Source organism: Ferrovibrio sp. (genome assembly GCF_036381655.1).
Taxonomy (GTDB): Bacteria; Pseudomonadota; Alphaproteobacteria; order Ferrovibrionales; family Ferrovibrionaceae; genus Ferrovibrio.
Genome location: NZ_DASVCJ010000084.1, coordinates 1 through 25,963 on the forward strand (window position 1 = coordinate 1; position 25,963 = coordinate 25,963).

Genomic DNA, 25,963 nt, shown 5'->3' on the forward strand with positions numbered 1-25,963 from the left:
GAAGAACTTCTCGAACTTGTCCGGCACGCCGTCGAATTCCTTGGCGTCAGGCGGCGCACCCGTGTTCTCGGTGATGTTCGGCCACTTCGGCGCGTATTCGGCGTTGAGCGCGAGCCATTTCTCGAGGCCGCTCTCGGTGTCCGGCTTGATCGCTTCGGCCGGGCATTCCGGTTCGCACACGCCGCAGTCGATGCATTCGTCGGGATGAATGACGAGCATGTTCTCGCCTTCATAGAAGCAATCGACCGGGCAGACCTCGACGCAATCCATGTATTTGCACTTGATGCACTGTTCGTTCACCACATAGGTCATCGGTACAATACCTTGCTGACGGCGGATCGCTGCCGGGCTCAGTTAGGGCGGCGGCGGCCCGTCGGGTAGCACAGGGGCCCAGGAGGGTCAATCTTTGCCGCCGCGACGGCCCGCCGCATGACGGTTTTATGAGGTCAGCCGTCCTGCTGCAGTTGCGACGCAGGCGGAGCTGGGATCTCCACATAACCGGATTGTGCTTCCGGCGCCGGACCGCGCCGCACCGGCAGGCTGAGGATGCGCACCACCCGCACGCCGCCGGCGAGCGGCAGGGTCAGCACGTCGCCGCTGCGCACCAGGGCATGCGGCTTGTCGACGACGCGGCCATTGATGCGGATGCGGCCTTTCTCCGCAAAGCTCTGGGCGATGCTGCGGCTTTTGCAGAAGCGGGCCATCCACAGCCATTTGTCGAGACGCAGGCCGCCGGCCGGGATGTCATCCATATCCATGCGGCCGATTATAATTGCCGCCGCGGCGGCGAAAAGCGTGCCGCCGCCGATCGGCCGGCGCGCCTAGCCGGGCCCGCCAGGCCGGGTGGTTTCGATCAGCCAGTCGATCACATGCCGCAAGGCCTCGATGCGGCTGGCGCCCTGATCGCGCGCCTGGCGGTAGATCGCGATCTGCTGTGCCGCCGAGGTGCCGCGGGCGAGGATCTGGCGCGCATGCGCCACTTCGCGCACGCAGCCCAGCGCCGCGGCATCCTCCTCGACGAGCTGCAGCAGATGCTCGACCACCTCGGCGAAGGGCACGATGCGCTTGGCCTCGATGTCGATCAGGCCGCCGGTGGTGCCGTTGCGCTGGGCGCGCCAGCGATTTTCCTCGATCAGCAGGCGCGTATGGTTGCGCCAGGTGCCGTTGAGTTCGGGCCGGCGCCGCAAGGCGCGCGCCAGGCAGCGATACAGCGCGGCGATGCACAGCGTATCCTCCAGATGGGTGCAGGAATCGGCGATGCGCAGCTCCAGCGTGGGAAAGCGCGGCGAGGGGCGGATCGACCACCAGATATGCGTGGCGTCCTCGATCACGCCGGCGGTCACCAGCGTATCGACGTAGTTGTTGTAGTCGGCGAGGTTGACGAAGAATTCCGGAATGCCGGTGCGCGGCAGCTCGTCATAGGCGGCCAGCCGGTAGCCCATCAGCCCGGTCGGATGCTTGCGCCAGAAGGGCGAGGAGGCGCTCAGGCCGAGCAGCACCGGCAGGAAGGGCAGGATGCGGTTCATCACGTCGAGGCGCAGATGCGGATCGGCGATCTCGACATGCACATGCATGCCGCAAAGCATGTTGCGCCGGGCGAGGAATTTCAGATCGTCGGCGATCTGGTAATAGCGCGGCTTGTCGGTCGGATTCTGCTCGGTCCATTCCGCCAGCGGATGCGTGCCGGCGGCGAACAGCGCGAGATCGAATTCGCCCGCCGCCTCGGCCAGCGCCTCGCGGCAGTGCCGCAAGGCCTGGCGCGCATCGTCGAGCGAATTGCAGATCGGCGTCGCCACCTCGATCTGCGACTGCAGAAGTTCGGTCTGCACCTGCTCGCCCAGCACGGCGGCGCAGCGCCGCATCAGCGTTTTCGGCATGTGCGGCACGGCATTGCGGGTCTTGCGGTCGGCGAGGAAGTATTCCTCCTCAATCCCGATCGGATAGCTGAACTGCATCGCCTTCCGGCTCCTTCCGGCCAGCTCGGATCCCGCGCAGTAGGCGGCGGTTGTAAGGCCGCATTATGGCGGCGGCTGCGGCGGCAAAAGGACCGGCAAAAGGGACTGTCGCTGGCGCCGCTGCCGCCGTTGCGATAGATTTGCAGATATGACCGACCGTCAACGCACCCTGATCCTGACCGGCGCCAGCCGCGGTATTGGCCACGCCACCGTGAAACGCTTCTCGGCCGCCGGCTGGCGGGTATTCACCGTCTCGCGGCAGCCGTTTTCCGAGCATTGCCCCTGGGAAGGCGGCGCCGACAGCCATGTGCAGATGGACCTGGCCGATATCGCCCATCTGCCGGAGGCGATCGAGGCGCTCAAGCAGCGCCTGCCCGACGGCAAGCTCGATGCGCTGGTCAACAATGCCGGCATCTCGCCGAAGGGCGCCGATGGCAGCCGCCTTGGCGTGCTGGACACCGGCTTCGACACGCTGATGCAGGTCTACAACGTCAATCTGTTCTCGGTCGCCCTGCTGGCCAGGGGCTTCTTCAACGAATTGAAGGCGGCGCAGGGCTCGATCGTCAACGTCACCTCGATCGCCGGCAGCCGCGTGCATCCCTTCGCCGGCATGGCCTATGCCACCTCGAAGGCGGCGCTGGCGGCGCTGACGCGGGAAATGGCCTGGGAATTCGGCCCGCACGGCATTCGCGTCAATGCCATCGCCCCGGGCGAGATCGACACCGCCATCCTCTCGCCCGGCACCGACGAGATCGTGCGCCGCGAAATCCCCATGCACCGGCTCGGCAAGCCCGAGGAGGTGGCGGCGACCATTTACTTCCTCTGCACGCCGACCTCCTCCTATGTGAATGGCGCCGAAATCCACATCAATGGCGGCCAACACGTCTGACCACCGCCGCAAGGCCGGAAACCGCTAAAATCCGCCGCCCGAAATGACACGGGCCAAGCATCGGGCCAGGAATTATGGCTCCGTTCCACAGGCGGGGCTTGTGAGGGCTGGATTGGCGGCGTAAGCTTAACACAGCCAAACGACGTACTTCCGGATAAAGCCACGTGCTGAATGGGAAACGTATCCTTCTGGTGATTTCGGGCGGCATTGCCGCCTACAAGTCGCTCGAGCTGATCCGCCGCCTGCGCGAGCGCGGCGCCGCCGTGCGCTGCGTGATGAGCAAGTCCGCCGGCCAGTTCGTCACGCCGCTGACGGTGGCGGCGCTGTCCGGCGACAAGGTCTATGGCGAGCTTTTCTCGCTGACCGACGAAGCCGAGATGGGCCATATCGAGCTGTCCCGCGATGCCGACCTGCTGGTGGTGGCGCCGGCCAGCGCCGATCTGCTCGCGCGCATGGCGGCCGGCCTTGCCGACGATCTGGCCGCCACTGTTTTGCTGGCGACCGACAAGCCGGTGCTGGCGGCGCCGGCGATGAATCTGCGCATGTGGCTGCATCCGGCGACCCAGCGCAACGTGGCGCAGCTCAAGGCCGACGGCATCCGCTTCGTCGGGCCGAATGACGGCGACATGGCCTGCGGCGAATACGGCCCCGGCCGCATGGCCGAGCCGGCCGAGATTCTCGCCGCCGTCGAAACCTTTTTCCGCGCCGCCGCCGTGCCGCAGGATCTCAAGGGCCGCAAGGTGATCGTCACCTCCGGCCCGACGCATGAGCCGATCGATCCGGTGCGCTATATCGCCAACCGCTCCTCCGGCAAGCAGGGCCATGCCATCGCCGCCGCCCTGGCGGCGCGCGGCGCCGAGGTCGTGCTGGTGAGCGGGCCGGTCAATCTGCCCGATCCGCCCGGCGTGAAGACCATCCATGTCGAATCGGCGCGCGACATGTTTTCTGCCTGCTTCCTCAACCTGCCGGCCGATGCCGCGATCTTCGCCGCCGCCGTGGCCGACTGGCGCGTCGCCGTCGAAGCGCCGCAGAAGCTGAAGAAGACCGGCGAATTGCCGCCGACATTGCAGCTTGCCGAGAACCCGGACATCCTGCGCGCGATCGCCACCACCGATGCCAGGCGCCGCCCGGCTTTGGTGATCGGCTTCGCCGCCGAGACCGAGAATGTCGTCGCCAATGCCAGGAAGAAGCTGGCGGCGAAGGGCTGCGACTGGATTCTCGCCAATGCGGTCGGCACCGGCACCGGCACGTTCGGCGGCGACCACAACACGCTCCATCTGGTGCGCAAGGACGGCAGCGGCGGCGAGGGCGGCGTCGAAGACTGGCCGCAGATGAGCAAGACCGCCGCCGCCGCGCGCCTGGCCGAGCGCATCGGCGCCTTCTTCAACCGGTCCGCTCCGGAGGCTGCGCCCGTGGTGAAGCTGCCGAAGCCGAAACTCAGTAAAGGACGCCGTGCATGACCCGTCCGGTCCCGCTGCATGTTCCGATCAGGCGATTGCCGCATGCCGAAGGCCTGCCGCTGCCGGCCTACGCCACGCCCGATGCCGCCGGCCTCGACCTGCTGGCGGCGATCGCCGAGCCGGTTACGCTCAAGCCGGGCGAGCGCCGCCTGGTGCCGACCGGCATCTCGATCGCCGTGCCGGCCGGTTTCGAGGCCCAGGTGCGGCCGCGTTCGGGGCTGGCCCTCAAGCACGGCATCAGCGTGCTGAACGCGCCGGGCACGGTGGATGCCGATTATCGCGGCGAGGTCGGCGTCATTCTGATCAATCACGGCGATCAGCCCTTCGTCATCCAGCGCGGCGAACGCATCGCGCAGCTGATCGTCGCCGCCTATAGCCGCGTGGAATGGATTGCCGTCGCCGAGCTGCCGCAGACGCAGCGCGGCGAGGGCGGTTTCGGTTCGACCGGCGTTGCGGCGCCGGCCAAGACAGCAGCAGGAGAATGAAGACATGTTGAAGTGCACAAGACGCACCATGCATGCCCTGGAAGCGGTCGTCGATATCGCCTTCCATGCCCGGCCGGAGCCGGTCCAGTCGAAGGACATTGCCGCCCGCCAGGGCGTGCCGCAGCGCTATCTCGAACAGGTCATGCAGCATCTGGTGCGCAACGGCGTCCTCAAGGGCGTACGCGGCCCGCGCGGCGGCTATACGCTGGCGCGCGAACGCCGCCGCATCACGGTGGGCGAGGTGGTGCGCATCGTCTCCGAGCTGGATGCCGATGGCGAGGAGAACTTTGTCGCCGGTTCCGATCTCGGCCGCCGCACCGTGCAGCCGATCTGGGAGGAATGCCAGAACGCGGTGATGGCCAAGGTCGACAAGATCACGCTGGAGGATCTGTGCAATCGCGCCGAGCGCGCGGGCCTTGCCGCCGAACTGGAGCCGGCCGGCGATTTCGCCATTTGACGTAACCGCGACGACGTCGCTCCCGCAGAGGCGGGAGCCCGGCCTTGCAAAAGACAAGCCGGATTGCCGCTGCTGCGGGAATGACGAACGAGCAGAGCCACCGGAGGACCCATGACGCAAGCCCGCCCGACCAGCACCCGCATCCCCAATCCGCCGCGCGGCCGCATCTATGATTCGATCGTCGATACGATCGGCGCCACGCCGCTGGTGCGCATCAACCGGCTGGCCAAGGAGGCCGGCGTCAAGGCCGAGCTGCTGGCCAAGCTGGAATTCTTCAATCCGCTCGCCTCGGTGAAGGACCGCATCGGCATCGCCATGATCGAGGCGCTGGAGAATAGCGGCAAGCTGAAGCCCGGCGCGGCCATCATCGAGCCGACCTCGGGCAATACCGGCATCGCGCTGGCCTTCGTCGCCGCGGCAAAGGGCTACCGGCTGATCCTGGTGATGCCGGACAGCATGTCGATGGAGCGGCGCAAGATGCTCAAGTTCCTCGGCGCCGAGCTCGAATTGACCCCGGCGGCGATGGGGATGAAGGGCGCGCTGGCCCGCGCCGACGAACTGCTGAAGGAAATCCCCGGCTCGGTGATGCCGCAGCAATTCGAGAATCCGGCCAATCCGGAAATCCACCGCAACACCACGGCGGAGGAAATCTGGGCCGATACCGGCGGCAAGGTCGATGTCGTCATCTCCGGCGTCGGCACCGGCGGCACGCTGACCGGCGTCGGCGGCGTGCTGAAAAAGCGCAAGCCCAGCCTGCGCATGGTCGCCGTCGAGCCGGAGGACAGCCCGGTGATTTCCGGCGGCAAGCCCGGCCCGCACAAGATCCAGGGCCTCGGCGCCGGCTTCATCCCCGGCAATCTCGATACCAGTCTGATCGACGAAGTGATCACCATCGGCAACGAAACCGCCTTCGAGACCTCGCGCAGGATGGCGCGGCTGGAAGGCATCCCGGCCGGCATCTCATCCGGCGCGGCGATTGCGGCCGGGCTGGAAGTGGCGGCGCGTCCGGGCATGGAAGGCAAGATCGTGGTGGTGGTCATCCCGTCCTTCGCCGAACGCTATCTGTCGACGCCGCTGTTCGACGGGCTCTGAGGCCGGACGTGTTCAGCAGGGACGAGCTGGAACGCTATGCCCGGCACGTGATCCTGCCGGAGGTCGGCGGCGCCGGCCAGCAGAAGCTGAAGGAAGCCCGCGTGCTGGTGATCGGCGCCGGCGGGCTGGGCTCGCCTGTGCTGCTTTATCTCGCCGCCGCCGGGATCGGCACGCTCGGCATCGTCGACGACGACACCGTCTCGCTGTCCAACCTGCAGCGCCAGGTGCTGCACACGACCGAGCGGCTGGGCCAGAAGAAGACGGAAAGCGCGGCGGTCGCGATCTCGGCGCTGAACCCGCATATCCGGGTGATCGAGCATACCGAGCGTCTGACGGCGGAGAATGCCGCGACGCTGATCGGCGGCTACGACATCGTCGCCGACGGCTCGGACAATTTCGACACCCGCTTCCTGGTCAACGATACCTGCTACCGGCTGAACAAGACCCTGGTCACGGCGGCGATCCTGCGCTTCGACGGACAGCTCTCGACCTTCAAGGCGCATCTGGGCGAGCCGCATCCCTGCTATCGCTGCGTCTTTCCCGCACCGCCGCCGCCGGGCAGCATTCCGGCCTGTTCGGAAGCCGGCGTGCTCGGCGCGCTGGGCGGCGTCATGGGCAGCCTGCAGGCGCTCGAGGTGATCAAGGAACTGCTCGGCCTCGGCGACAGCCTCTCGGGCCGCCTGCTGCTCTATGACGCTTTGCGCGGCGATTTCCGAACCGTCCGTCTGCGGCGCGACCCCCTGTGCCGCACCTGCGGCGCGAAAGCGGCTCCCGCGGGCCAGGCCGGCGGTTCGCAGTGAAGGCCGCCCGCCTGCCTTCGACGGCTGCATAACGCGGTAGGCGCGGCTTGCGGCTGCGCCTTGCGGTCGGCGCCGGACGCCTGCTTTGCGCATCTCGACGACGTCCTGCATCTCGCATAGCTTAGGTGGCGGGTAGCGTTTGCGGGAGCGCGGCAGGTGGCGGACATGGCAGAGGTTGACGGTCCGAACGGGCCGCCGGGCTGCTGGCCGGAATTCGCCGATGCCCGCTTCGGGCTGTTCCTGCGCTATTGGGCCGAGCGCCGCACCGGCCTAGCGATGCCGCGCCGGGCCATCGATCCGACCATCCTCAAGCCTTGCCTGCCGCATGTCTATCTCATGCGCTACGACGCGGCGGCCGACCTTTTCGTCTGCACCCTGTCGGGCGAGAAGATCAACGAAGCCTGGGGCACCAGCCTGATGCACAAGACGCCGCAGCAATTCATGGCGGCGCCGGCGGCGGCGCGGGCGCAGCGCATCTATCGCCGCATCGTCACCGAACCGGCGGTACATGTCGGCCATCGCCATAGGGGGGCGGCGGGCGAAACGGCGGCGAAGGCGGCCGATCGCCTGGTGGTGCCGCTCTGCGACGACGCCGGCCGGCCCTGGGGCCTGTTCGGCCTGTCGCTCTATCATTTCAACCCGGTCACCGAGGCGGAAGTCGCGCCGCATATCGGCCCGGAGGTGACCTATTATCCCTGCAAGGATCTGCCGCGCGATCCGCCGCCGGCGTCATTACCCCCAAGGGGGTAATCCGCTGGGCCGGAATGGCGGTTGTTGGTCGTTGTTGAGACGATCGGCCGTCACGCAGTCCCGCATGTCACCCCGGGCGAGCCGGCCGTCCACCGGCGAGATTCGGAGCCCCATCCTGCGGAAGGCCGCAGGTGCGGCGGAATGTCGCAGCATGAACTGCCGGACCGGCGGCGCCGGCCCAGGCGGCGGCGCCGGCGCGGCGGAAACGGAAAATAGCCGATGAAAAGCGTAAGGTTACAAAGGACTTGATTTGGCAGATGCAAACGATTCGCAACTTATCCGGGGCGCCTCCGCACCTTGACGGGAAAAGGGGGGATTTCTATGGTGCGCCCGCTTTGCGGGGGGCGGCTGCTTCTTACGCGCCGGAGCTTTGAGCCATGGCCGAACAGGAGAAACGTCCACCCCAGTCCGCCCGCGAGGGCGGAACCGCGGGCAGCGGATCGCCATCGCCGCATCCGCCTTCCGACACCGATGCAGAGGCGCTTTCGCGCCTGGGCCGCGACCTGGCGGCCGTGCAGGAGCGGCAGGCGGGCTCGCGCAGGGCGGCGGCGGAGCGCAGCGACCCGCGATCGATGCGCCAGGTTGGCAAGGCCTGGTCGCTGGCGATCGAGATGGTGGCGGCGGTCGGCGTATGCGTGTTCATCGGCTGGTGGGTTGACCGCTGGCTGGGCAGCGCGCCGTGGGGTCTGCTGGGATTCATTCTGCTGGGGATCGCAACGGCCATGTGGACCGCGATCCGTACAGCGATGCGGATGCAGGCGCAGCAGCAGGCGGACGACGCCGCGGCGGCGGCCGGCGAGAAGACGGAAGGGGATTGACTTTGGCCGAAGCGCATCACAGCCCGCTCGAGCAGTTCAAAGTGAAATGCCTCGCCTTTTGCGGCGATGGCGGTCAGCTCCATGCCTTCTCGTTCACCAACTCAGCGCTGTTCATGCTGCTGTCGGTGCTGGCGGTCACGCTGCTGATGGTCTACGGCATGCGCAGCCGCAGCCTGGTGCCGGGCCGGCTGCAATCGGTCGCCGAGCTGTCCTATGAATTCGTCGCCAACATGGTGCGCGACAATGTCGGCGGCAACGGCCGGGAATACTTCCCATTCATCTTCTCGCTGTTCATGTTCATCCTGTTCTGCAACATGCTCGGGATGATCCCCTACAGCTTCACGCCGACCAGCCACATCATCATCACCTTCGCGCTCGCGCTGGTCGTCTTCATCGGCGTCACCATCATCGCCATCGTGCGCAACGGCATCCATTTCTTCACGCATTTCATGCCGGACGGCGTGCCGATGTGGCTGGCCCCGCTGATCGTGCCCATCGAGGTGATCTCGTATCTGACCCGCCCGGTCAGCCTCAGCCTCCGTCTCGGCGCCAACATGCTGGCCGGCCATACCACGCTGATGGTCTTCGCCGGCTTCGTCGGCTCGATGATCGCGCTGGGCGGCATTCTCGCCGTCAGCGGCGTGCTGCCGCTGATCATGGTCACCGCGCTCACCGCGCTCGAATTCCTGATCGCCTTCCTGCAGGCCTATGTCTTCGCCATCCTGTCCTGCCTTTACCTGAGCGAAGCGGTCAACATGGAACACCACTGAAGTCCGCGTATCGGAATTTTCGTCAATCGAGTTCAAACCTAGAAAGGATGAGTATCATGGATCTTGCTGCAGCTAAGATGATCGGTGCCGGCATTGCGGCGATCGGCATGGGTGGCGCCGCCATCGGCGTGGGCCTGATCTTCGCGAACTTCCTCAACAGCGCGCTGCGCAATCCGGGCGCCGCCCCGAAGCTGTTCGGCAACCTGATGCTGGGCTTCGCGGTGACCGAAGCGCTCGGCATCTTCTCGCTGCTGATCGCGCTGCTGATCCTGTTCGTCTGAGTTAGATGCCTCAGCTCGAAACAGCCACTTTCCTGCCGCAGCTCGTCTGGCTGCTGATCACTTTCGTCGTCCTCTATCTGCTGATGGCGAAAGTGGCGCTGCCGCGGGTTTCGGCGGTCGTCGACGAGCGCAAGAAGCGCATCGATCAGGACCTCGAGGAAGCGGCACGGCTGAAGCGCGAGACCGAGAAGGCCATCGCCGAATACGAGCAGGCGCTGGCCCAGGCCCGCGCCAAGGCACAGGCGATCGCCGGCGAGACCCGGACGAAGATCTCCGCCGATGCCACCGAGGCGCGCGCCAAGGTGGAGGCGGAGATCGGCAGCCAGGTCAAGGCGGCCGAGGCCCGCATCCAGGCGGCCAAGGAACAGGCGCTCGCTTCGCTGAAGACGGTGGCCGGCCAGGCCGCCGCCGACGTGGTCGCGCGCCTGAGCGGCACTGCGCCGGCCGAGGCCGCGGTGAATGCCGCGGTCGACCATGTTCTCGCCAAGCGCGGCTGACGGAGGATAGCGCATGCTCCACGATCCGCATTTCTGGGAACTGGTCGCCTTCGTCGTCTTCTGCGGCATCGTCCTGTATCTGAAGGTGCCGGGCACGCTGGGCCGTCAGCTCGACGAGCGCGCGGCGCGCATCAAGCAGCAGCTTGACGAGGCCGAGCGGCTGCATCGCGAGGCGCAGCATCTCTTCGCCGAGTATCAGCGCAAGCAGCGCAACGCGCTGAAGGAAGCCGAGGAGATCATCGCCGCCGCCGAGTCGGAGGCCAAGCTGCTGGCCAAGCAGGCGCAGGCCGAACTGGCCGAAAGCCTGCAGCGCCGCCGCCGCCAGGCCGAGGACAAGATCGCCCAGGCCGAGAAGCTGGCCCTGCAGGATGTGCGCAACACCGCGGTCGAGGTGGCCATCGCCGCCGCCGGCCAGGTGCTGGCGGACTCGATGCAGGGCGCCGCCGCCGCGGCCCAGATCGACCGCGCCATCGGCGACGTCAAGGCCAAGCTGCACTGAGCCGCCGCGCCATCGCAAAAAATCGAAGGGGCCGCAGGTTTCTGCGGCCCTTTTCGTTGCTCGATCCGAAATGAAGCCCGGCTTCAATCCATCACGCGGCAATAGACACGGTAGAGCCGGATGATGTTGGCGTCCATGGCGCTGATGCGGATCGCCCAGTGCTCGCCCTCGGAAATGACCCAGTCGCGCTCGTTCTCGTTGGCCAGCTTGCCGAGCAGCTTCACTTCCTCGGCGTATTTGGCGAACGAGGCGATCACGGTGCTTTTGAGCTCCTGGGTCACATCCTCCATGTAGCAGATGATGAAGTTCAGGCTCTCCAGCTCGGATTGCAGGCCCTCGGGGGTCAGCAGATGCGGCTTGACCGGCTCGCGCTCCCACCAGACCTCGTAGGTGCGGCTTTCGGTCGGGCCGGTGAGCAGAAAGTCGGTGAACATGAGCTGTCCGCCCGGCTTCATGGCGGCGCGGATCTTGGCCAGCAGCAGGCGCTTGTCCTGCGCCGACATCAGGCCGTCCTTGGAGAGGACGACGTCGACGCTCTTGCGCTTGATCTGCAGCTCGTCCAGCGGCTGCGTCTTGATGTTGATATGCTGCTTCACGCCCTGGCTGCGGGCGAATTCGGTGGCGGCCCCGGCCAGGTCGGTATCCGGCTCGTAGGCGTCGATCCACAGGCCCTCGCGCGCCATCATCCGGCTCATGCCGCCCATGCCGCAGCCCAGTTCGGTGATCGACATGTTCGGATTGAGGCCGAGCGGCGAGATCAGCGGCCTCATCAGCTCTTCGCCGCCGGGCTGGTTGAAGCCGTCGCCGAACAGCTTCTGCACGATCTGCTGCCGCCGCGGCGTCCAGCGTTCGATGGTGGGCAGTTCCAGGACCGGCTTTTCCGGCTCGATGATGACCGGCTGCTGCTGCGGGCGCGTGGAATAGTCCTGCACCATGTGGCGCATGACATAGTCGTCGCCATGCCACCAGGCGCGCAGCTTGTCGCGCCAGGTCGGGTCTTGGCTCTGCTCCAGCTCCTTTACCACCAAACCACACCTGCATGCCGGTGAACCACGAGCCTGCAATGCGGGTGGTTTATTTTTCCTTGCCAGCTGCCGCCTTAAGGCTCGCCGGGCGAGTCTGGCCCAAGGTATGCCCATACGCAAGCGCCCGCATTTCTGCGGGCGCCTGGGAGGGTTTGATTTTTGGTAACGTTGGCTTCAGCGGCGTCCGGCGATGCGCTGCGGCAGCAAATCGCGCACCCGGCGGCGCGCTTCCGAATCGCGGATGCGGGCCGACTGGGCCGTGGTGATCAGCCGCGGCGCCGGCGGGTTGGCCAGCACGGTGACCGGGTCGGTCAGCAGGCTGTCGGCAAGCTGCTTGATCTCGGCCGGCAAGGTCGTGGCGAAGACCACGGTCTGACGCTCGCTCGGCGCCGCCTCGAAGACGGTGCGCAGCTCGTTGGTCACGCCCAGCTCCAGCATGCGGTCGGTCTCGTCCAGCACCATGATCTCGAGTTTGTTCAGTTCGAGCTGGCCGGCATTGAGCAGCTCGACCACGCGGCCCGGCGTGCCGATCAGGATGTCGATGCCGCGCGAGAGGGCCTGCGCCTGCGCCGCCTTGCCCGGGCCTTCGTAGACGGTGGCCTGGCTGAGCCGCACGAAGCGGCCATAGGCGCGGAAGCTTTCCTGGATATGCTGCACGCGCTCGCGCGAGGTGGTCAGGATCAGGGCGCGGGCCTTGCGGGCGCCGGCCGGATGGCGGTCGATCGACAGATGCTGCAGGATCGGCAGCGTGAATGCGACGGTCTTGCCGGCGCCGGCTTCCGCCTGACCCAGGAGATCGCGGCCTTGCAACAGATGCGGGATCGCTTTCGCCTGGATCGGCGTCGGCGCGACATGCTTTTCGGCGGTCAGCGCGCGCTGAATGGGTTCTACGAGATCGAGTTGCGAGAATTGGACAGCGTTCAACATCAGTCTTCAATCTTGGTTCACGCGGCCTGGCCGCCGGGATGACAACTCTCTCCTGTCCGGCAGCGCCGGAAGCGCGGCGGCGAACAAGGCGGCTGTCTCGGAAGCCAGAATGGCCGGAACATTGGGACAGCGGCGTCCGGCGGAGACCGCGAACCCGCGTGATACTAGCGGCGCATTATGGTTTTGCAAGTGCGAAACCTCTTGATGCGACAATCACGCGCAGCGGGTAAACTGTCTTCCAATCGGGTGCCTGCCTTCGCACTGTGATGTAGTCTTAATCTGATGTTTTTCAAGTAAATTTTGTACCAGTCCGTACGCGAATCGTGGTTTTTCGCAGCCCCGGGCCAAAAACTCTCGACAGCCGCGAATCGACCCTTCCAATACCACTGCGGGTGGTGCGGCGGCGGCAGGCGGGCTGCGGCGGCCGATTCCGGCGGCCGGCGAGTCGCCGGCCGGCGATACCCATCCCGGATATGTGAAACAGGCGCGGCGGCATTGCCAGATTTTGCCGCGATTCCGGTTGCAAAGCCCTGACCGGGCGGCTAAAACCCCGCCCTCGTATCGGGCGTTCCGGCTTTGGGACGGATGATCCGCTTCCCAGCGGGCTGCCGAGTTCGCCTTGAAGATCACTCCATACCTTCGGAGGTACTGAAATGCCCAAGTTGAAGACCAAGAGCGCCGCGAAAAAGCGCTTCAAGCTGACTGCCACAGGCAAGGTCAAGCGCGCCCATGCGGGCAAGCGTCACGGCATGATCAAGCGCACCAACAAGCAGATCCGCAACCATCGCGGCACCGCGATCGTGTTCGAGGGTGATGCGCGCAAGATCATCAAAAACTATCTGCCGAACGCCTGAGCCGAAGGAGTAGACCGCCATGGCACGTGTCAAACGGGGCGTTACCGCCCATGCCCGCCACAAGAAGGTCCTGAAGCTCGCCAAGGGCTATCGCGGCCGCAATTCCACCGTCTTTCGCGTCGCGATCGAGAAGGTCGAGAAGGGACTGCAATACGCGTTCCGCGACCGCCGCGCCAAGAAGCGCAATTTCCGTTCGCTGTGGATCCAGCGCATCAACGCCGCCGCCCGCGAGCAGGGCCTGACCTATGGCCGATTTATCAACGGCCTCGCGCTCGCCGGCGTCGAGATCGACCGCAAGGTGCTGGCCGATCTGGCGGTGCACGAGCCCGAGGCGTTCAACGCCCTGGTGGCGCAGGCGAAAGCCGCCCTGCCCGCCAAGGCGGCCTGACGGCCCTCGACTCGCCAACATTTAAGCGCGACCGTTTGCGAAGGGGGCCGTTACCCAACGGCCCCCTTTGTTTTTTATGGCGCGCAGCTGGGGTAAAGAGAAACGATGACTGAGATCACCACGCTGGCGGCCGATGCCGAACGCGCCATTGCCGCCGCCGAGAGCCTGGACGCGCTGGAAGAGGCGCGCATCGGCATCCTGGGCAAGAAGGGCTGGCTTTCCGCCGCGCTGAAGGAACTCGGCGGCTTGAGCCCGGACGAGCGCAAGGCGCGGGCGCAGCATCTGAACGAGGTGAAGGAGCGGCTGACGGCGGAGATCGAGACGCGCCGCAGCGTGCTGGCGGATGCCGCCATCGCCGCCCGGCTGAAGGCCGAAACGCTCGACATGACCCTGCCGCTCAACGAGAGCGCCGAGGCGCAGGGCCGCATCCATCCGGTCAGCCAGGTGATCGACGAGATCACCGAGATTTTCGCGGCGATGGGCTTCACGATCGCCGAAGGCCCCGATATCGAGGACGACTTCCACAATTTCACGGCGCTGAACATTCCGCCCGAGCATCCGGCGCGGCAGATGCAGGACACCTTCTATCTGCCGCCGCGCCAGAGCGACGGCGAGCAGATGGTGCTGCGCACGCATACCTCGCCGGTGCAGGTGCGCACGATGGAAAGCGGGCCGCCGCCCTATCGCATCGTCGTGCCGGGCCGCACCTATCGCAGCGACTACGACATGACCCATACGCCGATGTTCCATCAGATCGAGGGGCTGGTGATCGATCGCGCCACCCATATGGGCCATCTCAAGGGAACCCTGGTCGAGTTCTGCAAGGCCTTCTTCGAGACCGACAATGTGAAGATGCGTTTCCGGCCGAGCTATTTCCCCTTTACCGAGCCGTCGGCGGAAGTCGACATCAACTGCTCGCGCGAAGGCGGCGTGCTGCGCGTCGGCGAAGGCAACGACTGGCTCGAAATCCTGGGCTGCGGCATGGTCAACCCGCGCGTGCTGCAATATTGCGGCATCGATCCGAATGAATGGCAGGGCTTCGCCTGGGGCATGGGCATCGACCGCATCGCCATGTTGAAATACGGCATTCCCGACCTGCGCGGCTTCTTCGACGCCGATCTGCGCTGGCTGAAGCATTACGGTTTCGTGCCGCTCGACCTGCCGACCCTGGGTCAGGGGGTGGCGCGATGAAATTCACGCTCGCCTGGCTGAAAAGCCATCTCGATACGGCCGCGACGCTGGAGCAGATCACCGAAAAGCTGACCGCCATCGGTCTCGAGGTCGAGGGCGTCACCGACCGCGCCGCGCTGTATGCGCCCTTCGTCGTCGCCGAAGTCAAGAAGGCCGAGCAGCATCCCAATGCCGACAAGCTGCGGGTTTGCGAGGTCTTCACCGGCAAGGAAACCTTCCAGGTCGTCTGCGGCGCGCCGAATGCCCGCGCCGGCATGAAGGGCGTCTTCGCCCCCGTCGGCTCCACCATTCCCGGCACGCAGATGCTGCTGAAGGCCGCCACCATCCGCGGCGTCGCCTCCAACGGCATGCTCTGCTCGGAACGCGAAATGGGCCTGACGGACGAGCATACCGGCATCATCGACCTGCCGCAGGATGCGCCGACCGGCGCGCCGTTTGCCTCCGTCATGGGCCTCGACGATCCCGTGATCGAGATCAAGCTGACGCCGAACAGGGGGGATTGTCTGGGCGTGCGCGGCATTGCCCGCGACCTCGCTGCCGCCGGCCTCGGCACCCTCAAGCCGCTCGATACCTCTGCCGTCGCCGGCGCCTTCAAGAGCCCGATCGGCGTGCATTGCGTCTTCCCGCCCGAGGAGGCCAGGGCCTGCGCCATCTTCGTCGGCCGTCATGTGAAGGGCGTGAAGAACGGCCCGTCGCCGCTCTGGCTGCAGCAGCGGCTGAAGGCGATCGGCCTGCGCCCGATTTCGGCCCTGGTCGATATCACCAACTTCATCACCTACGATCTCGGCCGGCCGCTGCACGTCTTCGATGCCGACAAGGTCAAGGGCGACATCGTCGCGCGGTTCGCCAAGCCGGGCGAGAAACTGCTGGCGCTGGACGGCCGCGAATATGCGCTCGACGGGACGATGACGGTGATCGCCGATGCGGCCGGGCCGGAAAGCATCGCCGGCATCATGGGCGGCGAGCATTCCGGCTGCACGCCGGAGACGACCAACGTCTTCATCGAATGCGCCTGGTTCGATCCGGTGCGCACTGCGGCGACCGGCCGCAAGCTCGGCATCCATTCCGATGCGCGGCATCGCTTCGAGCGCACCGTCGATCCCGGCTTCGTGCGGTCCGGCATGGAAGTCGCCACCCGCATGGTGCTGGCGCTGTGCGGCGGCTCGCCCTCCGAGGTCGTCGTCGCCGGCGAGGAGCCGGACTGGAAGAAGACCGTTGCGCTGCGCCCGTCGCGGCTCAAGGGCCTGGTCGGCTTCGACCTGCCCGTCGAGCGCCAGGTCGAAATCCTGCAATCGCTCGGCTTCGCGGTCGAGCGGACCGGCGCGACGCTCTCGGTGCGGCCGCCCTCCTGGCGGCCGGATATCGACGGCGAGGCCGATCTGGTCGAGGAGATCGCGCGGCTGCACGGCTTCGACGCCATCCCGGCTGAGCCGCTGCCGCAGCTGCGCGCCGTGCCGCTGCCCGCCGTCAGCCTGGCGCAGCGCCGCGTGCGCCTCGCCCGCCGCGCCCTGGCGGCGCGCGGACTGGTCGAGGCGGTGACCTATTCGTTCATCAGGCGCACCGACGCGGCGCTGTTCGGCGGCGGCCAGCCCGAGCTGATCCTGGTCAATCCGATCAGCGCCGACATGGATGCGATGCGGCCCTCGATCCTGCCGGGCCTGATCGCGGCGGCGAAGCGCAACATGGATCGCGGCAACGCCGATGTCGCGCTGTTCGAGGTCGGGCCGCAATACGCGGCGCCGAATGCCGACGGCCAGATGACGGCGGCCAGCGGCATCCGCCGCGGCCAGAGCGGCCCCCGGCATTGGCGCGACCGGCCGCGCCCGGTCGATGCCTATGACGCCAAGGCGGACGCCCTGGCCGCGCTGGCTGCGCTCGGCCTGCCGGTCGAGCAGCTCATGGTGATGGACGGCGCGCCGGACTGGTATCATCCCGGCCGCTCGGGCACCCTGCGGCTCGGGCCGAAGACCGTTCTGGCCAATTTCGGCGAACTGCATCCGCGCATCCTGCAGGCGATGGACGTGAAAGGCCCGCTGGTCGCCTTCGAGATCTTCCTCGACCGCGCCCCGCAGCCGCGCGCCGCCAAGGGCGGCGGCCGCACCAAGCCGGCGCTGAAGCTGTCGGAATTCCAGGCGGTCGAGCGCGACTTCGCCTTCATCGTCGATGCCGCCCTGCCGGCAGAGACCCTGCTGAAGGCCGTGCGCGGCGCCGACAAGGTGCTGATCGCCCGCGTCGGCGTTTTCGACGTCTTCGCCGGCCAGGGCATTCCCGAGGGCAAGAAGTCGCTGGCGCTCACCGTGCGGCTCGAGCCGCAGCAGCAGACGCTCACCGATGCCGAGATAGATTCCGTGGCGCAGAAGATCGTCGCCGCGGCCGGCAGGGCCTGCGGCGCCGTCCTGCGTGGCTAGGTGAGGCGGCGGCATGCTCATCCTCGGCATCCATTCCGGATGGCGGGATGCTGGCGCCGCCCTGTTCGACGAGTATCGCCCATTGGCCGTGGTGCCGCTGGCGCGCGTCAGCGGCATCGGCCATGACGGCGGCCGCCTGCCGGCCGAAGCGGTCGAACTGTGCCTGGAGATCGCCGGCGCCCTGCGCAGCGATGTCGGCGGGCTGGCGCTGTCGCATGGCGTTTTTCCCGGCCGCTATTTCAGCGGCCTGCCGCTGAAGCGCCGGCTCGGCCGCGGCCTTGGCCGCCTGATCGGCCGCGATGCGCCGATCAGCCTGGCGGAGGAATGCCGGCGCAGCGGCGCGGCTGCGGCGGAGGCGATGCTGGATGCGCCCGGCCTGCTCGGCGATCTCGGCCTCAACCGGCATATCCCGGTGCGCTTCCATGCCGCGCCGGCGGCGCAGGGCCTGCTGCCGCTGTTTCAGACCGATTGGCAGGAAGCGCTGATCTTCGGCGCCGATAGCAGGACGGACGGCGCGGCCTATAGCGCGCGTATCCTGGAAGGCGGCCGGCTGGCGGATCTCCATGGCGACGAGCCGGCCTCGGCCGGCCCCGATCCGCTCGGGCGGCTGATCGCGCTGGCCGTCGAGGGGCTTGGCCTGCCCGATGCCGAGGCCTTGTTCGCGCTCGCGGCCTATGGCGAGCCGATCCTGGCGCAGGCGCTGCTGGCGCATGTCAAGCTCGACGACGAGGGACATATCCGGACCGATTTCAGCCGCGAGGGCGGTGCCGCGAAATGGCTGCGCGGCCTGGCGGAAGGCCATCCGCCGGCTTTCGTCGCGGCATCGCTGCAGAAGATGCTGCAGGACGCGCTCGGCCAGGCGATCGAGCGCCTGCTGCAGCGCCATGAAATGAGCCGCCTGGCGCTGGGCGGCGATCTGTTCGCCAATCCGCGGCTTGCGCACGCCCTGATGATGCGCCATGGCGCCGAGCGCATCATGCTGCATCCGGACGCGGCGGAGGCCGGCCTGCTCGGCGGCGTGCTGCATTTTCTTCTGCAGCGCGACGGCGTGGACGAATGGCTGCGCCGTCGCGCGCCGCTGCCGCCGATTCCGTCCGGCCGCGACTATGGCGCCGATATCGACCCGGTGCTCGGCAATGCCGGCTGTCGCATGGTCAGTCAGGAGCCCTGGCCGGCCGCCGCGGCTTTGCTCAATATCGGCAGAAGCGTCGCCTTCTACGGCCGCCAGGCTTTCGGCGCCCGCGGCGTGCCGGCCCGCCTGGTTCTGTTTTCCGGCGCCGCCGCGGGCATGGCCAGTGAAGTCTGCCAGCGGCTGAACCGGCCCGAGGCGACGATGCCGCTGGTGCTGACCCCGCGCCGGCAGGCCGCGGAGGTCTTCAGGCCGCCCTATGCCGACCGTCTGCCCGACAGCCTCGCGCAAGCCGTCGCCGCGCCGCTCGCCGCCCGCTGGCGCGCGCGCCTGCCCGCCGCGATGGCGCCGGATTTCCTGTGCCGGCCCTATCCGGTCGATCCCGATCTGGAGCCGCAATTCAGCGATCTGCTGGAGGCCTATGCCGCGCAATCCGGGCTGCCGGCCCTGCTCGGCCTGCCGATCCAGGTCGGCCGCAGCGCGCCGCTCGATGCGCCGGCCGATGCGCTGCGGCTGCTGGCCGAAAACCGCGTCGATTACATCGTCACCGAACACGCGGTGTGGGAGCGCGGGGAGTAGGTCCGATAGGCGACTATAAGCGAGGCGGGGCGACGGACTACCGCGTTTCCACCACGCTGCGCGCGCCGGTCCATTCATCCACGCTTTCATGGAAGCTGCGGATGCTGGCCTCGAAGCGGCCATAGACCATCGTCTTGTTGGCGCCGGAGGCCATGCCGATCTGCGCCTGCTCGGCGATGAACAGGTCTTCCGCCTGGAATACGCCGCCTTCGATCAGTTCCAGCGAGCGCCGCCAGTGATCGTCTTCCTTGGCATCGCGCGGCGCATGCGGCGTCAGCATGGTATGGCAGTACAGCGTCTGGTCGGCGGCTTCCGGATACATGGTCAGCATGCTGGTGTAATCCGGGCTGAGCACGAGAATGGTGTTGGGGAAGATCGCATAGGCGAATGTGCAATGCCGCCGGCCGTCCCAGGCGGCTTCCGGCAGATCGGCGAGTTCGACGAATTCCTGCCGTGCCAGCAGGCTGCGCTGATGCGGCCCGAGCCGGTCCATCACCGCCATCTTGTCCATGAAGAAAGGCGCGATGGTGCTCTGATGCAGCCGCACGACATGGTAGCTTTCCAGGAAGGCATCCATGATCAGCTTCCAGTTCGCCTTGCGGCGCGCCAGCCGGCGCGCATAGACATGCATGCCGCCGAAGCCGTGGGCGGCGAGATCGCCGTCGATGCCGGCGAGGAAGCCGTCGATATCCATCGTCGCGTCCGGGTCGATCATGCCGAAGATGACGCCCTCGCGCACGGCGAGCGGAATCCGCGTCAGGCCATAGGCGGCGCGATCCAGTCCGGGGAAGGCGTCCTCCAGCGGCACATGCTTCAGCCGGCCGTCGAGGTCGTAGACCCAGTTGTGATACCGGCAGGTGAAATTCGTCCTGTGCAGCACCTCGCCGCCCTCGCCCTCCTTGGCGTTGCACAGCCTTGTGCCGCGATGGCGGCAGACATTGAGGAAGCCGCGGATCTGCCGGTCGCGTCCGCGCACCAGCAGCAGCGGCTGGCCGAGCACGTCGAGCACCAGCGTATCGCCCGGCCTGGGCAGCAATGCCGCATGGCCCAGCACCAGCGGGGCGCGGAAGAACAGGCGCTCGCGTTCCAGCGCGAAATGCTCCGGCCTCCAATAGACATCGGGCGTCATGTGAAACACCTCCGCCGGCAGGACGTCTCCATCGTCCTGCATGAGCGCGAGCAGCCGGCGGCATTGCGCCAGATGCGGAGCGTAATCCATGACCTTCCTCCCGCTGATTCGGCCTAGCCAAGCACAGAGCGGGCGAAAGGCAAGCGGTAAAACGCCTTTCCCTTGCGGTAAGACATGCGGGCGGAACCGGCAGGCCGCACTATCTTGTCGGCATGGCCGGCCGCTTCCCCCTGCATCGCCGTGATTTCCTCGCCGTCAGCGCGACCCTGGCCGGCGGGGCATCGCTGTCCCGGCTGGCCTGGGCCCAGACGGGGGCCCAGACGGAAACGCAGGCCGGGACGCGGGCGCCCGCGAAAGCCGCCGCCCCGCTCGAAAGCCGTGTCTGGATCTGTCCGTCGGCCCGCTATGTCGTCACCCTGGATGGACCGGCGCTGGCGATCGATTGCTTCGCGCCGGATGCGCCGCACGGCCCGGCAGTGAAGATCGCCGACGATGCCGATGGGCCGATGGTGGCGGTCGGATCGCGCCGCAGCGCCGTCTCCTGGCGGCTTGCATCCTGGGACGAACCGGATAGCTTCGCGCAGCGGCTTGTGCTGCAGGCCGAGGATGAACCGCTCGACGCCGAGGTGCAGCTTGCCTATGACGCGGCGAGCGGCATCCTGTCGCGGCGGACGCTGCTGCGGCATCGCGGCGGGCCGGACGAGGTCGATATCCGCGCCACGCTCGGCTTCGCCTTCAGCCTGCACGAGCCGGTCGAACAGATCGTCCATTTGACCGGCCGCTGGATGGAGGAATTCGGAATCCGGCGCATCCGGCCCGGCGCCGCCGCGATCAGCCTGGAAAGCCGCGCCGGCAAGACCGGTTTCGCCGAGCAGCCCTATGTCGCCCTGCGCGCCGGGGCGGCGACCTATCTGTGCCAGATCCTGTGGTCGGGCAACTGGTCGCTCGATGTGATTCCGCATGCGGCGGGCGCCACCCTGCTCGGCGGCTTCAGCAACTGGCGCTTCCGCCACCGCCTGCGCGCCGGCGACAGTCTCGCTCTGCCGGAGGTGCTGTTCGGCCGCTTCGAGGGCGGGCTCGATGCCGCCACCCGGCGGCTGCACGATTACCGCCGCGCCCATCGGCCCGATCCCGACCGCATCATCCCGGTGCAATATAACAGCTGGTATCCCTATCCCGGCGAGCCGACCGCCACCGCCCTGCTGCCGCTGGTGCCGCAGGTCAAGGCCCTGGGCTGCGAGGCTTTCGTGGTCGATGCCGGCTGGTACCGCACCGACGAAGGGGAATCGGAAGCCGGCTGGGACCAGCGCACCGGCGACTGGCATGTCAGCCGCCTGCGCTTTCCGAATGGCCTGCGCGAACTGGCGGAGCGCTGCCGCGATGCGGGCCTGCTGTTCGGGCTGTGGTTCGAGCCCGAGGTGATCGCGCCGGCCTCGGCGATCCGCAGCGCGCATCCGGAATGGCTGCATCATATCGACGGCCATCTGCCGCCGGCGGATCAGCGCGCCGTGCTCCATCTCGGCGTGCCGGCGGCGCGCCGGCATGTCTTCGATCGCGTCACGCGGCTGCTGCGCCTCATCGGCGTCGACTGGCTGAAATGGGATTTCAACGCCTCGATCGGCGCGGGCGGCTGGGCGCCGACCCTGCCGAAGGACCTGATCTCCGAGGCGCCGCTGGTATCGCATTACAAGGGGCTGTATCAGCTGCTCGACGATATCCGCGCGGCCTTTCCGGACCTGATCATCGAGATGTGCGCCGGCGGCGGCGGGCGCATGGATGGCGGCATCCTCTCGCATGCGCATCTCAACTGGATCAGCGACCAGCCGGTCGCCGTGAAGAAGCTGGCGATCCATTTCGGCACGCGGCTGGCGCATCCGCCGGTGGTCTGCAACGACTGGCTGATCGACTGGCCGGGCGGCGCGGCGGGGGCGGACGAGCGCGCCGCCATGATCGATCCGCGCGGCGATCTCGCCTTCCGCCTGCGCGCCGCCATGCTGGGCAGCTTCGGCATCAGCGCGCCGATCAACCGCTGGCTGGCGGCGGATACCGAGCTGGCCGCCGCGCATATCGCGCTCTACAAGGCCAGGCTGCGCGCCATCATCCATCATGGCGATCAGTATGCGCTGACCCCGGCGCCCGGCTTCGATGGCAGTGCCGCCGGTCCGGAGGATGGCTGGGCGGCGATGTGGTATGCCGCCAAGGACGGGCTGTCGGGCGCTCTGTTCGCCTTCCGCCTGGCCGGCGGGCAGGCCAGGCGCCGCTTTGCCCTGCCGGGCCTGCAGGCGGCGCGGCGCTACCGGGTGACCTTCTTCCCCGACCACGCGTCCGAGGCCGGCGGCGCAGAGCTTGCGGCGGGCCTGGACCTGGCGCTGTCCGCGCCATTCCGCTCGGAGCTATGCATGGTGGAGGCGCTCCCTGGCTGATCATTGCGTGGCGGGGATAGGCGCAGGGCGACTGGGAGGTTGATTATTTACCCATTTTGTACGTATTATGTACTCATAATTCGACGTTAACGCCCTGAATAAGGAGGGTTGTGTTTTGAATTGTGCAGAACGAGAAATGAACGCTATCCGCCCCGAACCGGCCCGAATCCGCCTCCAATCGACCTGAATCCGACCGGAATCGGCCTGAACCCGACTCAAAGCGGACGGAACCGGCCCGGATGCGACCGGCGCGGATGACCGCAAGGCTTTGCCGAAACCGCTGACGGAACGGGACGAGAGGAGGCCGGCAATGCCCGAACCTTCGGCCAAGTTCCTGACAGCGCGTGCAGAATCCCGCCGCCCGGGCCGCGTTGCCGCGCCTGCCGGCCAGTGCTACAACCCCCGCCGATGAACGCACCCCAGACACCCCTATCCGCTGCCGCCGCAGCCGCCATTCCGGCCGGGTTCAAGCCGCTGAAGTTCATGGGCTTCATGGCGGTGAACGGGCCGCTTTATGGCTATCTGCACGCGGAGGATGGCCTGCCGGTGATGGGCTTCCGCGTGGAAGAGCGCCATTGCAACCCGATGATGGTCTGCCATGGCGGCATGCTGATGACCTTCGCAGACATGCTGCTGGGCTTCACCTGCTCGGTCGCCGCCGGCGGCAGGAAATTCATGCCGACGGTGAACCTGGCCGGCGATTATGTCGGCCCGGCCAAGCTCGGCAGCTGGGTGGAAGGCAGAGGCCGCCTGCTGCGCCAGACGCGCAATCTCGGCTTTGCCGATTGCCTGATCACCGCCGATGGCGCGCCATGCCTGCGCGCATCCGGCATCATGAAGATTCCGGCGCAGGAGAGCCGCGAGGCGGATGTCCTGAGCCTGTTCGGTTGAGGCAGTTCCAGTGGCCACCGATCCCAAGCTGATCCGCAACTTCTCGATCATCGCCCATATCGACCACGGCAAGTCGACCCTGGCCGACCGCCTGATCGAAACCTGCGGCGGGCTGGAAAAGCGCGAGATGAGCGAGCAGATCCTCGACAGCATGGATATCGAGAAGGAGCGCGGCATCACCATCAAGGCGCAGACGGTGCGGCTGAACTACAAGGCCAAGGACGGCAATACCTACGTCCTGAACCTGATGGACACGCCCGGCCATGTCGACTTCGCCTACGAGGTCAGCCGCTCGCTGGCCGCCTGCGAAGGCTCGCTGCTGGTGGTCGACGCCTCGCAGGGCGTCGAGGCGCAGACGCTTGCCAATGTCTATCAGGCGCTGGACGCCAATCACGAGATCGTGCCGGTGCTCAACAAGATCGATCTGCCGGCCGCCGAGCCCGACCGGGTGAAGCAGCAGATCGAGGATGTCATCGGCCTGGATGCCTCGGACGCGGTCGAGATTTCGGCCAAGACCGGGCTTGGCGTCGACAAGGTGCTGGAGGCGCTGGTCACCCGGCTGCCGCCGCCCAAGGGCGATCGCAACGCGCCGCTCAAGGCGCTGCTGGTCGATAGCTGGTACGATGCCTATCTCGGCGTCGTCGTGCTGTTCCGCGTCGTCGACGGCGTGATCAGGAAGGGCATGAAGATCAAGTTCATGTCCTCCGGCGCCGTGCATCCGGTCGAGCGCGTCGGCGTCACCACGCCGAAGAAGGTCCTGGTCGACGAGCTCGGCCCCGGCGAGATGGGCTGGTTCACCGCCGCCATCAAGGAAGTGGCCGATACCTCCGTGGGCGATACCATCACCGAGGAGAAGCGGCCGGCCGCCGAGGCGCTGCCCGGCTTCAAGCCCTCGATCCCGGTGGTGTTCTGCGGCCTGTATCCGGTCGATGCCGGCGCCTTCACCGAGCTGCGCGACAGCCTCGCCAAGCTGCGCCTGAACGATGCCAGCTTCCATTTCGAGATGGAAAGCTCGGCGGCTCTGGGCTTCGGCTTCCGCTGCGGCTTCCTCGGCCTTCTGCATCTGGAGATCATCCAGGAGCGGCTGGAGCGCGAATTCCATCTCGACCTGATCACCACGGCGCCGAGCGTGGTCTATCACGTGCACATGACCGACGGCACGGTGCAGGACGTGCACAATCCCGCCGACATGCCCGATCCTATGAAGATCGACCATATCGACGAGCCGTGGATCAAGGCCACCATCATGGTGCCGGACGAACATCTCGGCAGCATCCTGAAGCTGTGCGAGGACAAGCGCGGCCGCCAGATCGAGCTGACCTATGCCGGCAACCGCGCCATGGTGGTCTACCGCCTGCCGCTCAACGAGGTGGTATTCGATTTCTACGACCGGCTGAAATCGGTCAGCCGCGGCTATGCCAGTTTCGATTACCAGATGGACGGCTACGAGCCGGGCCAGCTGGTGAAGATGACGATCCTGGTGAACGGCGAGCAGGTCGATGCGCTCGCCACCATCGTGCACCAGAGCCGCGCCGAAGCGCGCGGCCGCCAGCTGTGCGAGCGGCTGAAGGAACTGATCCCGCGCCAGATGTTCAAGATCGCCATCCAGGCCGCGATCGGCGGGCGCATCATCGCCCGCGAGGATATCTCGGCCCTGCGCAAGGACGTGCTGGCGAAATGCTACGGCGGCGACATCACCCGCAAGCGCAAGCTGCTGGAGAAGCAGAAGGAAGGCAAGAAGCGCATGCGCAATGTCGGCAATGTGGAGATTCCGCAGGAAGCCTTCATCGCCGCGCTCAAGATGCCCGAGCAGTAGGGCGGGCGCTCCGGACCAGGGTGTCCCCGACCAGAATGCGCCGGGTCAGGGCGGCCCTTACGACAGCGCGCCGAAGCGCGGCCGCGGCCGCGAGGCGCGCTTGCGGAAGACGATCAGCAGGATGATGCCCAGCCCGCCGAGCACGGCCGCCGCCGGCCAGGTCAGGATGGTGACGATCCCGGGATCCCAGAGCTGCGGGAACAGGTAGCGCTGGATCACGGCCTGGGCGAGGTTGAGGCTGCCCGGATGCAGGCGGTACCACAATTCGCCCAGGGCGGCGAATTGCAGGCTGCCGCTCTGCAGCCAGCGCAGGCAGTCGCCGCCGAAGGCCAGCAGCGCCAGCGCGATCGAAAGCCAGCCCAAGAGGCGTCCCAGCAGCATGGCGGATCCCTGCGATTCGCGTGTGGAGGCAACAGCTTAACCGCAGGCCGGGGCGCATTGCAAATTCGT

Annotated in this window: 27 protein-coding genes; 20 read left to right on the top strand and 7 right to left on the bottom strand. The window is 67.1% G+C overall.

Features of this window, described 5'->3' with window-relative positions:
- The 3 genes from fdxA to VF194_RS19370 all read right to left on the bottom strand — a co-directional run.
- Positions 1-312, bottom strand: a 312-nt coding sequence (gene fdxA, locus VF194_RS19360) for a ferredoxin FdxA (protein ID WP_330892848.1), incomplete at its 3' end; no start/stop codon positions are given.
- 134 nt (positions 313-446) lie between these two features.
- A complete protein-coding gene (locus tag VF194_RS19365; RefSeq protein ID WP_330892849.1) occupies positions 447-758 on the bottom strand; it encodes an RNA-binding S4 domain-containing protein in 312 nt (103 codons plus the stop codon).
- 63 nt (positions 759-821) lie between these two features.
- Complete coding sequence (locus VF194_RS19370; RefSeq protein ID WP_330892851.1) at positions 822-1,955, bottom strand: carboxylate-amine ligase; 1,134 nt, start codon at positions 1,953-1,955, stop codon at positions 822-824.
- A gap of 148 nt (positions 1,956-2,103) precedes the next feature.
- Here VF194_RS19370 and VF194_RS19375 point away from each other — a divergent pair, with 148 nt between their 5' ends.
- From VF194_RS19375 to VF194_RS19430, 12 genes are all read left to right on the top strand, one after another.
- Positions 2,104-2,844 (top strand): SDR family oxidoreductase, encoded by a 741-nt coding sequence (locus tag VF194_RS19375; protein ID WP_330892852.1) that lies wholly within the window; start codon positions 2,104-2,106, stop codon positions 2,842-2,844.
- Positions 2,845-3,008: 164 nt separating this feature from the next.
- On the top strand, positions 3,009-4,304 hold the full coding sequence (gene coaBC / locus VF194_RS19380) for a bifunctional phosphopantothenoylcysteine decarboxylase/phosphopantothenate--cysteine ligase CoaBC (RefSeq protein ID WP_330892853.1): 1,296 nt from the start codon (positions 3,009-3,011) through the stop codon (positions 4,302-4,304).
- Entirely contained in the window at positions 4,301-4,789 is a 489-nt protein-coding gene (gene dut, locus VF194_RS19385; protein WP_330892854.1) for a dUTP diphosphatase, read from the top strand. Before coaBC ends, dut begins: the two co-directional genes overlap by 4 nt.
- A 4-nt stretch (positions 4,790-4,793) precedes the next feature.
- Positions 4,794-5,246 carry an Rrf2 family transcriptional regulator gene (locus tag VF194_RS19390; protein WP_330892855.1) on the top strand — a complete coding sequence of 151 codons (453 nt, stop codon included), beginning with the start codon at positions 4,794-4,796 and terminating at the stop codon, positions 5,244-5,246.
- 111 nt (positions 5,247-5,357) lie between these two features.
- Positions 5,358-6,338, top strand: coding sequence for a cysteine synthase A (gene cysK, locus VF194_RS19395; protein WP_330892856.1), 981 nt, complete (start codon positions 5,358-5,360; stop codon positions 6,336-6,338).
- An 8-nt stretch (positions 6,339-6,346) separates the two neighbouring features.
- On the top strand, positions 6,347-7,138 hold the full coding sequence (locus VF194_RS19400) for a molybdopterin-synthase adenylyltransferase MoeB (protein ID WP_330892858.1): 792 nt from the start codon (positions 6,347-6,349) through the stop codon (positions 7,136-7,138).
- A gap of 165 nt (positions 7,139-7,303) precedes the next feature.
- Positions 7,304-7,888 carry a PAS domain-containing protein gene (locus tag VF194_RS19405; protein ID WP_330892859.1) on the top strand — a complete coding sequence of 195 codons (585 nt, stop codon included), beginning with the start codon at positions 7,304-7,306 and terminating at the stop codon, positions 7,886-7,888.
- A 377-nt stretch (positions 7,889-8,265) separates the two neighbouring features.
- Positions 8,266-8,706, top strand: a complete 441-nt coding sequence (locus VF194_RS19410) for an AtpZ/AtpI family protein (RefSeq protein ID WP_330892860.1) — start codon at positions 8,266-8,268, stop codon at positions 8,704-8,706.
- Positions 8,707-8,708: 2 nt separating this feature from the next.
- The gene (locus VF194_RS19415) at positions 8,709-9,476 is read left to right on the top strand and encodes a F0F1 ATP synthase subunit A (protein WP_414656129.1); all 768 of its coding nucleotides are present in this window, start codon (positions 8,709-8,711) and stop codon (positions 9,474-9,476) included.
- 56 nt (positions 9,477-9,532) lie between these two features.
- Positions 9,533-9,757 carry a F0F1 ATP synthase subunit C gene (locus VF194_RS19420; RefSeq protein ID WP_330892862.1) on the top strand — a complete coding sequence of 75 codons (225 nt, stop codon included), beginning with the start codon at positions 9,533-9,535 and terminating at the stop codon, positions 9,755-9,757.
- Between the two features lie 5 nt (positions 9,758-9,762).
- On the top strand, positions 9,763-10,254 hold the full coding sequence (locus VF194_RS19425; protein ID WP_330892863.1) for a F0F1 ATP synthase subunit B': 492 nt from the start codon (positions 9,763-9,765) through the stop codon (positions 10,252-10,254).
- 13 nt (positions 10,255-10,267) lie between these two features.
- Positions 10,268-10,753 (top strand): F0F1 ATP synthase subunit B, encoded by a 486-nt coding sequence (locus tag VF194_RS19430; RefSeq protein ID WP_330892864.1) that lies wholly within the window; start codon positions 10,268-10,270, stop codon positions 10,751-10,753.
- Positions 10,754-10,836: 83 nt separating this feature from the next.
- Here VF194_RS19430 and VF194_RS19435 read toward each other — a convergent pair whose 3' ends face one another.
- Positions 10,837-11,778: a class I SAM-dependent methyltransferase gene (locus VF194_RS19435; protein ID WP_330892866.1), complete on the bottom strand. Its 942-nt coding sequence runs from the start codon at positions 11,776-11,778 to the stop codon at positions 10,837-10,839.
- Between the two features lie 174 nt (positions 11,779-11,952).
- Positions 11,953-12,705: a DEAD/DEAH box helicase gene (locus VF194_RS19440; RefSeq protein WP_330892867.1), complete on the bottom strand. Its 753-nt coding sequence runs from the start codon at positions 12,703-12,705 to the stop codon at positions 11,953-11,955.
- A 653-nt stretch (positions 12,706-13,358) separates the two neighbouring features.
- Here VF194_RS19440 and rpmI point away from each other — a divergent pair.
- The 5 genes from rpmI to VF194_RS19465 all read left to right on the top strand — a co-directional run bounded on the left by rpmI (position 13,359) and on the right by VF194_RS19465 (position 19,254).
- The gene (gene rpmI / locus VF194_RS19445; RefSeq protein ID WP_330892868.1) at positions 13,359-13,559 is read left to right on the top strand and encodes a 50S ribosomal protein L35; all 201 of its coding nucleotides are present in this window, start codon (positions 13,359-13,361) and stop codon (positions 13,557-13,559) included.
- A gap of 19 nt (positions 13,560-13,578) precedes the next feature.
- A complete protein-coding gene (gene rplT / locus VF194_RS19450) occupies positions 13,579-13,947 on the top strand; it encodes a 50S ribosomal protein L20 (RefSeq protein ID WP_330892869.1) in 369 nt (122 codons plus the stop codon).
- A 105-nt stretch (positions 13,948-14,052) separates the two neighbouring features.
- Entirely contained in the window at positions 14,053-15,138 is a 1,086-nt protein-coding gene (gene pheS, locus VF194_RS19455) for a phenylalanine--tRNA ligase subunit alpha (RefSeq protein ID WP_330892870.1), read from the top strand.
- Positions 15,135-17,546: a phenylalanine--tRNA ligase subunit beta gene (gene pheT / locus VF194_RS19460; RefSeq protein ID WP_330892871.1), complete on the top strand. Its 2,412-nt coding sequence runs from the start codon at positions 15,135-15,137 to the stop codon at positions 17,544-17,546. The genes pheS and pheT overlap by 4 nt, the downstream gene beginning before the upstream one ends.
- Before the next feature lie 13 nt (positions 17,547-17,559).
- Complete coding sequence (locus tag VF194_RS19465; RefSeq protein ID WP_330892872.1) at positions 17,560-19,254, top strand: carbamoyltransferase C-terminal domain-containing protein; 1,695 nt, start codon at positions 17,560-17,562, stop codon at positions 19,252-19,254.
- Positions 19,255-19,291: 37 nt separating this feature from the next.
- Here VF194_RS19465 and VF194_RS19470 read toward each other — a convergent pair whose 3' ends face one another.
- Positions 19,292-20,473 carry an aromatic ring-hydroxylating dioxygenase subunit alpha gene (locus VF194_RS19470; RefSeq protein ID WP_330892873.1) on the bottom strand — a complete coding sequence of 394 codons (1,182 nt, stop codon included), beginning with the start codon at positions 20,471-20,473 and terminating at the stop codon, positions 19,292-19,294.
- A 122-nt stretch (positions 20,474-20,595) separates the two neighbouring features.
- Between VF194_RS19470 and VF194_RS19475 the strand changes: the two genes are divergently transcribed.
- The 3 genes from VF194_RS19475 to lepA all read left to right on the top strand — a co-directional run bounded on the left by VF194_RS19475 (position 20,596) and on the right by lepA (position 25,513).
- Positions 20,596-22,806, top strand: a complete 2,211-nt coding sequence (locus VF194_RS19475; protein WP_330892874.1) for an alpha-galactosidase — start codon at positions 20,596-20,598, stop codon at positions 22,804-22,806.
- A 408-nt stretch (positions 22,807-23,214) separates the two neighbouring features.
- Entirely contained in the window at positions 23,215-23,697 is a 483-nt protein-coding gene (locus tag VF194_RS19480; RefSeq protein WP_330892875.1) for a PaaI family thioesterase, read from the top strand.
- A 10-nt stretch (positions 23,698-23,707) separates the two neighbouring features.
- A complete protein-coding gene (gene lepA, locus VF194_RS19485; RefSeq protein ID WP_330892876.1) occupies positions 23,708-25,513 on the top strand; it encodes a translation elongation factor 4 in 1,806 nt (601 codons plus the stop codon).
- A 57-nt stretch (positions 25,514-25,570) separates the two neighbouring features.
- Here lepA and VF194_RS19490 read toward each other — a convergent pair whose 3' ends face one another.
- On the bottom strand, positions 25,571-25,894 hold the full coding sequence (locus VF194_RS19490; protein WP_330892877.1) for a hypothetical protein: 324 nt from the start codon (positions 25,892-25,894) through the stop codon (positions 25,571-25,573).
- Between the last annotated feature and the right edge of the window lie 69 nt (positions 25,895-25,963).